The sequence below is a fragment of the Mangrovicoccus sp. HB161399 genome, assembly GCF_013184745.1.
GTDB lineage: Bacteria > Pseudomonadota > Alphaproteobacteria > Rhodobacterales > Rhodobacteraceae > Mangrovicoccus.
In genome coordinates this window covers 20,093-27,219 of record NZ_JAATVU010000075.1, presented here as the reverse complement: position 1 = coordinate 27,219, position 7,127 = coordinate 20,093, and the positions used below count along the sequence as shown (strand labels likewise).

Annotated in this window: 10 protein-coding genes and 1 pseudogene; 5 read left to right on the top strand and 6 right to left on the bottom strand. The window is 70.0% G+C overall.

Features of this window, described 5'->3' with window-relative positions; genetic code table 11:
* A pseudogene (locus HCC78_RS26440) lies at positions 1–86 on the bottom strand (IS5/IS1182 family transposase); the annotation flags it as partial.
* Here HCC78_RS26440 and HCC78_RS26435 point away from each other — a divergent pair.
* Positions 46–651 carry a transposase gene (locus HCC78_RS26435; protein WP_371743938.1) on the top strand — a complete coding sequence of 202 codons (606 nt, stop codon included), beginning with the start codon at positions 46–48 and terminating at the stop codon, positions 649–651. The pseudogene HCC78_RS26440 and the gene HCC78_RS26435 sit on opposite strands and share 41 nt — an antisense overlap.
* A gap of 304 nt (positions 652–955) precedes the next feature.
* On the opposite strand, the gene HCC78_RS26430 is transcribed toward HCC78_RS26435, so the two are convergent.
* Complete coding sequence (locus HCC78_RS26430) at positions 956–1,249, bottom strand: hypothetical protein (protein ID WP_172331775.1); 294 nt, start codon at positions 1,247–1,249, stop codon at positions 956–958.
* 158 nt (positions 1,250–1,407) lie between these two features.
* Between HCC78_RS26430 and HCC78_RS26425 the strand changes: the two genes are divergently transcribed.
* From HCC78_RS26425 to HCC78_RS26410, 4 genes are all read left to right on the top strand, one after another.
* The gene (locus HCC78_RS26425; protein ID WP_172331774.1) at positions 1,408–1,653 is read left to right on the top strand and encodes a hypothetical protein; all 246 of its coding nucleotides are present in this window, start codon (positions 1,408–1,410) and stop codon (positions 1,651–1,653) included.
* A gap of 80 nt (positions 1,654–1,733) precedes the next feature.
* Positions 1,734–2,729, top strand: coding sequence for an FUSC family protein (locus HCC78_RS26420; RefSeq protein ID WP_172331773.1), 996 nt, complete (start codon positions 1,734–1,736; stop codon positions 2,727–2,729).
* Between the two features lie 52 nt (positions 2,730–2,781).
* On the top strand, positions 2,782–3,777 hold the full coding sequence (locus tag HCC78_RS26415) for a serine hydrolase (protein WP_172331772.1): 996 nt from the start codon (positions 2,782–2,784) through the stop codon (positions 3,775–3,777).
* A 68-nt stretch (positions 3,778–3,845) separates the two neighbouring features.
* Positions 3,846–4,676: a leucine-rich repeat domain-containing protein gene (locus tag HCC78_RS26410; protein WP_172331771.1), complete on the top strand. Its 831-nt coding sequence runs from the start codon at positions 3,846–3,848 to the stop codon at positions 4,674–4,676.
* 128 nt (positions 4,677–4,804) lie between these two features.
* On the opposite strand, the gene cobO is transcribed toward HCC78_RS26410, so the two are convergent.
* From cobO to HCC78_RS26390, 4 genes are all read right to left on the bottom strand, one after another.
* Positions 4,805–5,410, bottom strand: coding sequence for a cob(I)yrinic acid a,c-diamide adenosyltransferase (gene cobO / locus HCC78_RS26405; protein ID WP_172331777.1), 606 nt, complete (start codon positions 5,408–5,410; stop codon positions 4,805–4,807).
* Positions 5,411–5,483: 73 nt separating this feature from the next.
* A complete protein-coding gene (locus tag HCC78_RS26400; RefSeq protein WP_172331770.1) occupies positions 5,484–6,200 on the bottom strand; it encodes an LrgB family protein in 717 nt (238 codons plus the stop codon).
* Positions 6,197–6,547, bottom strand: coding sequence for a CidA/LrgA family protein (locus HCC78_RS26395; protein ID WP_172331769.1), 351 nt, complete (start codon positions 6,545–6,547; stop codon positions 6,197–6,199). The genes HCC78_RS26400 and HCC78_RS26395 overlap by 4 nt, the downstream gene beginning before the upstream one ends.
* Complete coding sequence (locus tag HCC78_RS26390; protein WP_172331768.1) at positions 6,544–6,942, bottom strand: GFA family protein; 399 nt, start codon at positions 6,940–6,942, stop codon at positions 6,544–6,546. Before HCC78_RS26390 ends, HCC78_RS26395 begins: the two co-directional genes overlap by 4 nt.
* Positions 6,943–7,127: the final 185 nt, after the last annotated feature.

Below are 7,127 nucleotides of genomic sequence, written 5' to 3'. Positions count from 1 at the left end.
GCGAAGATAATCCCGCTCAGGACGCGCCGGTCGTCGACACGCGGTTTGCCGTGGGACTTCGGGAAGCAGGGCTCCAGCCGCGCCATTTGCGCACCATCAAGCCGTGGGATCAAACACCTAGCCCGGCGGCAAACCGGTCGAAAAACCGCGACCACCTCTGACAAGGCGATCGAAGAGGCAATCTCGACTTGGCGGTTCGCCCCTGTCGTCGATGCCTTGCGGGCGCTGCGGGGCGTCAGCGCAACTGTCGCCGCCACCGTGGTGGCCGAGATCGGCGATACCGCCCGCTTTGGAAATCCACGCCAGCTCATGGCCTGGCTCGGACTTGTGCCGGGCGAAAGCTCCAGCGGCAGCACGACGCGGCGGGGGCGCCTGACCAGGACCGGAAACGCCCTGGCGCGGACCATGCCGGTGGAAGCTGGCTGGTCGTATCGCCACCCATCCAGGGAAGGGCAACCTTTCCTGAAGCGTTCGGCGCACCTGCCCAGGGAGATCAGGGACATCGGCTGGAAAGCGCAGACCCGGCTGTGCATGCGGTTCCGGCACCTGTCGAATGCCGGAAAGCCTCAGCCGCGCGTGCTCGCGGCGATTGCCCGGGAACTGGCGGGCTTCATCTGGGACATCGCCCGCAAGACGCCGCTGCCCGGTTGAAGCGATGAGCCGGACTGCCTGTGCAGCACGCTGGAGACGGCCGCCATTGATTGGGAAATCCCCGCAACACGTTGGGACACACATCCGTTCTCAGAGAGAGGCAATCCCGCATCGAACCTGGTCAGGCGGCATCCAATCCGCGGATGAGAGCATGACAACCATCGGTTCGGCCACCGTCTCCAGCGCCTGCACAGGCTGCATGTTTGACCAACCCGCACAGGCGGGGCAGCCTTGCCATGCCGGGAAACCTGAAAAAGCTCATGAGAGAGCACTGTAACGCCCAGTCCGGGATCCGCGGGCAAGGTCAGCCCGCGATCTGGCAGGAAATTCCAACGCGCCGCGGGTCCAGCTGCTCCGGAGCCAGTCCGACAGCTACCGGCAGATCATCCAGCGCAACTCGCCCGACCTGCCCCTGCGCCGTCTCTGGTCCGTGGCCAATGCCCTGCGCCATGCTTGCGCGGCCTCCCGTGCCGCCAATGAACAGGGACGGCTCAACGACATCCTGCCCCCCGCCGTCGAGGCCGCTCTGCGCGACTTGGTCGAGACGCACGGTATCTTCATCATGGGCTTCCCAGAGGCCCGCGAGATCGAGGCGCAAATCCGCGGCTATCTCGACGGGCAGAGCAATCCGGACGCCCTCGCCCGTTCCGCGGAGATCGCCGAAAGCCTCGCTGCCGACGGCATCCTGCCGCCCGAAGAAACGGGAGTGCTCGATGCGGATATCGCGGCTGCGCAGGGTATGGAGCTTCCGCGGAAATGGCGGAAAAGAGCGCCGAGGGCCGTGTCTTCAACATGCTGGCGGCGCTCGGGCGCCATGGCTGGAAACTCGCCTCCTTCGGCGCGAAGCGAGCCGGCGAAGCCATCATCGGCTACGCGGCCGTTGCATGGTTTGTCGAGAACGAGACGCTGATCCACGCCTTTTTCAAGAGCGTCCTGCCGGAAGCGACCTACTGGATTCCGCGCATCGCGGAGGGTCTGCGCGCCGTCCTGCACCTTCCCTGAGCCATCACATTCCCGGCAAACGGCTTCCCCTCCGTTCGGACCGCCGCTAACGGGACGCGAGACAAGTTCCGGAGCAACCCGTGCCCAGCCAGCCCCTGACCCCAGATTTCCCCCGCGCCGCGCAGCTATTCATCGCGGCCTTCGGCGCGCTGGCCCTTGCCCATGCGCTCGGCCTGACCAACCCGTTCTGGGCGGCCATGCCGGTCTGGGTGGTCAGCCAGCCCTGGCGCGAGGACATCCTGATCCGCGGCGTGCTGCGCCTTCTCGGCACCGCCATCGGCGCCGGGATCGGCTTTGCCGCGCTTGCCCTGACCGACAGTCCCGCGATCCATGTGCTGGCGCTCGGCCTCACCGCCTTCGCGGGGGTCACGCTGGCCTACTGGATCGGCACGATCTATTCCTACGGCGCGATGATGGCGGCGATGACCTGCGCGGTGGTGATGCTGCCATCGCTCGCCTCGCATGCCGATCCGCTGGATCTGGCCATCGACCGCATCTGGTGCACTCTGATCGGCGTCTCGGCCGTGACGCTCGCGACCTTCGCCTTCACCCCGCCGCGCGAGTCCCCGCATGCCTTCCGCTTCGAGCACCATACCCTCGCGATGGCGCTGCGCCGGGGCGCGGTGGCCGGGCTCTGCGCCGCGCTCAGCATCTCGCTGCTCCTGGCCACCGGCAGCATCGTCGCCATGGCCGCGGCCCTGTCGCTCTGCGTCTTCTCGGCGATCATGGGGTCGATGGCCGATCCCTCGCCGGTGCTGAAGAACCTGCTGCCCGGGGCGACGCTCGGCGTGCTCGCGGGCATCGCCTGGCGCTTTGCCGGGGACGCGATTGGGCTGGCGCCCGAGGGCATGCTGCTGCTGGCGGGCGTCTTCATCGCCGTCGGCGCGCTGATCCGGGCGACGCCGCGGATCTCGCCGCTCGGGCTCGACGGCAACATGTGCTTCCTGCTTTCGGCCGAGGTCGGCACGGCAGGCCACGGCCATGCGCTGCATCTGGAGACCGCGGCCGCGCTGCTGGCCGGCGCGGGCGCCATGGTGGCGGTCTACCGGGTTCTGCGGGCACGGAGCTTCGTCTGATCTCACCGCCACGTGACTGGAGCGGAGCGGCGGCCCGGCCCATGATCGGACCATGATCAGCCGCCGCGCGCTCCTCGCCCTGCCCGCCCTCCTCGCCGCCACCCGCCTGAAGGCCGCCCCGCTCTGGGAGGACGCCGCCGCGCGCGCCTCCGGCATGGACCAGCTCCATGCGATCCTGGTGGCGCAGGACGGGCAGACCGTGCTGGAGCGGCGCTTCCGCGGCCCCGCGCTCGACCGCCCGGCGAATGTCAAATCCGTCTCCAAGACCCTGGTGGCGACGCTCGCGGGAACCGCGCTCGCGCGCGGCGAGATACCCGGGCTCGATGCCACCATCGGCGAGCTTGCCCCCGGCCTCGTCCCGCCCGGCGCCGATCCCCGCGTGCCGCGGCTGACGGTGGAGAACCTGATCACCATGCAGGCCGGGCTGGAGCGCACCTCGGGCGGCAACTACGGCGCCTGGGTCTCTTCGCCCGACTGGGTGGCGGACGCGCTGTCGCGCCCCTTCGTGGCCGAGCCCGGCACGCGGATGCTCTATTCCACCGGCAGCTACCACGTGCTCGGCGCGGTGCTGGCGGAAGTGACCGGACAGAGCCTGCTGCAGCTCGCCCGCGCGCGCCTCGGCGATCCGCTCGGCATGCCCTTCGCGCCCTGGGTCGCCGATCCGCAGGGCTACTACCTGGGCGGCAACGACATGGCGACCACGCCCGGCGGCCTGCTGCGCTTTGCCGAGATGATCCGGCTGGGCGGCAGCTACGGCGGCCGCCAGGTCGTGCCGCAGGACTGGATCCGCGAGAGCTTCCGCCCGCGCACCCGCTCGCCCTATTCCGGTCTGGATTACGGGCTGGGCTGGTTCCTCGGACGGTCGCAGGGCTCGCGCTTCGCGCTGGCGCGCGGCTATGGCGGGCAGATCGTGGCGGTCGTGCCGGATCTCGCGCTGTCGGTCGCGATCACCTCCGACCCGACGCGCCCCGCCCTCAGCGGCGGCTATTTCGGCGATCTCATGGCGCTGCTCGACGGAACCATCCTGCCTGCCGCCCGCGCCGCCTGACAACGGCTTGACCCCGGCCCGCGCCGCCGCCAGTTTCCGCGCGCAGAGGACAGCGCGGGAACACAGCGATGCAGGACGGGACCGGAACGGCGCGGGAGGAAGCGCTGCGGCGCATCCGCGAGGCGGAGGACAGCGGCGCGGCGGAGCTCAGCTTCTTCGGGCTGAAGGGGCTCGACGCGCTGCCGACGGAGCTGGCACGTCTGGGCGGGCTGAAGTCGCTCGATCTGGGCGGAACCGGGATCACCGACATCGATGCATTGGCGGCCCTGCCGGGGCTGCAGATCGTCCAGCTGGTCGGCACGCCCGCCCTGCGGCTGATCCAGGAGCTGGAGCCTCTGATGGATGCGCGCGACCTGCGGATCTTCTTCCGCGACAACCCGCCCGCCCCGGCAGCCGCGTCCGTCCGGGACAATCCTTTCGGGCAGCGCGGCATCGCGGCCCGGCTCGACACGACCCTGCCTGCCGAATGGGAGGCCGCAAGGCTCGGCCTCGGCGAGGAGCGGCTCGCCCGGATCGGAACGGCCCTGCTCGCCGAAACCTTCGCCGCGGGAACGCGGCGGCTGGCGGGCGGACTGCCGCTCTTCCTGCGCGAGATCGACGGGCTTCAGGTTCTGTTCCTGGCCAGCCGCGCCCCGGCACAGGCGCTCCGCGTGACCCTGGGCGGCCTTGCCCCCGCAGGAGAGAGCCGCTTCGGCAGCCCGGAGGTCCGCGCCGCTGCAGAGGCCCTGCAGGCCGCCCTCGGCCACCCCCGGGCCGCCGCTTCCGCAGTCCTGCCGCCGCTGGTCCCGGCGACGGCGGACAGCTATCCGGGACTCTCCGGGGATATCCGCGCCCGCCACATGCTGAACGCGCTGGCGCAGATCGCGGCTGCCGACGCGCTGCTGCCGCCGGACGCCTGAGGCCGGGACCTTTGCCGCCGGAAACAGGCGGCCGCCCGCCCGGCATCCGGGACCGCGGCACGCCGGGCCAGCGCCGCCGGGCGGACAGGACGGCGCCCCTCCCCGGCGCGCCGGAGCGCCCTTCCAGCCTAGAACTCGACCCCGGCCTGCGCCTTCACGCCCGAGCGGAAGGGATGCTTGACCAGCTCCATCTCGGTGACCAGATCCGCCGCCTCGATCAGCGGCTCCTTGGCATTGCGCCCGGTCAGGACGACATGGACCATCTCCGGCTTGTTCTCAGCCAGCCAGGCAACGACCTCCTCGACGTCGAGATAGTCGTAGCGCAGCGCGATGTTGATCTCGTCGAGCAGCACCATGCGCATGCCGGGGCGCAGGATCAGCTCCTTCGCCTTCTCCCAGGCGGCACCGGCCATCTCCATGTCGCGGGTGCGGTCCTGCGTCTCCCAGGTGAAGCCCTCGCCCATCGTGTGGAACTCGCAGAGATCGCCGAAATGCTCCGTGATCAGCGTGCGCTCTCCGGTCTCCATGCCGCCCTTGATGAACTGCACCACGGCGCAGGGCATCCCGTGCGCGATGCAGCGGAAGATCATGCCGAAGGCCGCGGAGGACTTGCCCTTGCCCTTGCCGGTATGGACGACGACCAAGCCCTTTTCCTCGGTCTTGGTCGCCATGATCTTGTCGCGGCTGGCCTTCTTCTTGGCCATCTTCTCGGCATGGCGGCCGGGATCGGTGATGCTCACGTGCGGGCTCCTTCCTTGGTGCGGAGCCCGAGATAAGCCCGGCCCGCCCGCCAGCGCAACCCCGCGCTCAGAACAGCCAATGCGCCACGATGGGCGCGAGAAGCGCTGTGAGAAGCGCGTTCAGTCCCATGCCGATGCCCGCAAAGGCCCCCGCAGTGTCGTTGACCTGGAAGGCCCGGGCCGTGCCGATGCCATGCGCCGCCACCCCGGTGGCGAAACCGCGCGCCCGCCAGTCGGTGACGCCCATCGCGTTGTAGAGCGGCGTCACGACCACCGCGCCGATGATGCCCGTCAGGATGACCATGGCCGCGGTCAGCGCCGGGACGCCGCCGATCGTCTCTGCCACGCCCAGCGCCACCGGAGAGGTCGCGGATTTCGGCAGGAGAGAGACCAGCACCTCGCCTCGCACGCCGCAGAGCCAGCCGATGCCGACCGCCGAGAGCATGGCCACGAGCGAGCCGACGGCCAGCGCCGCCGTCATGGGAAGCAGCGCCGAGCGGACATGGCGGAGGTTGGCAAAGAGCGGCACGGCCAGCGCCACGGTCGCGGGGCCAAGCAGGAAATGGACGAATTGCGCGCCCTGGAAATAGGTCTCGTAATCCGTGCCCGTGCCGACCAGCGCGACCGATATCAGGACCACGGCGACCAGCACCGGATTCACCCAGGGGCTGCGCTTCGCCCTGAGGAACAGGAAATCGCCGATCCCGTAGGCCAGCAGAGTCACCGTCAGCCACAGCAGCGGCCCCTGCTGGAGATAGATCCAGAGCCGGGTGAAATCGCTCATGCCCGGTCTCCCATCGCGCGCGCCACCAGCCGGAAGGTCGCCACCCCCGCGGCCAGCGCCAGAACGGTCGAACCGAGCAGTGCCGCCAGCAGGCCGAAGCCGTATTGCGCCACCTTGTCGAGCTGCGAGACGATGCCCACGCCCGCCGGCACGAACAGCAGCGAGAGATTGCCGAGGATCACCTGCGCCGTCGGCGTCACCTTGCCCGGCAGCGGCCGGAACAGCGCCATCAGGACCAGCAGCAGCACCATGCCGATCACCGGGCCCGGAACCGGCAGGCCCAGCGCGCGCGAGCAGACCTCCCCGGCCAGCTGGCAGCCCAGCAGGATCGCAAGCGGCCAGATCATTCCCCGTCCCTCCTGTAGACCGGCAGCTCAGGCGCGCCGAAGGCCCAGGAGAGGTGCTCTTCCGCGTGGAAGTTCATCTCCGGCACGACCGCCTCCGGGTCGTCGAGCAGCGCGGCGTAGAAATGCATCTCGCCGGGGCTGTCGACGTCATTGGCATAGGCGGCAGGCGCGCCGCAGGTCGCGCAGAACCATCGGGTCCGTCCGGGGCCGCTCTCGTAGCGGACGGGCGGCGTGCCGGTCCAGCGCCACTGGCCCTGCTCCACCCCGATGAAGGTAGTGAAGGGCGACGCCGTCTGGCGGCGGCAGCTTTCGCAGTGGCAATGGCCGACGAAGAGGAAGGGCGGATCGATCTCGAAGCGCGTCCGGGTGCACAGGCAATGTCCGGTCAGGGTCATGGGCGGAACCTCCTGGCCCCCGAGGGGACCTTCCGCGGCGCGGATGTCAAGCGCGCGCTGTGTTCCGGCGCTCGGGCGGGACGCGGATATGCACCGGGCGGGAGACGGGAGACGGGAGACGGGAGACGGGAGACGGGAGACGGGAGACGGGAGACGGGAGACGGGAGACGGGAGACGGGAGACGG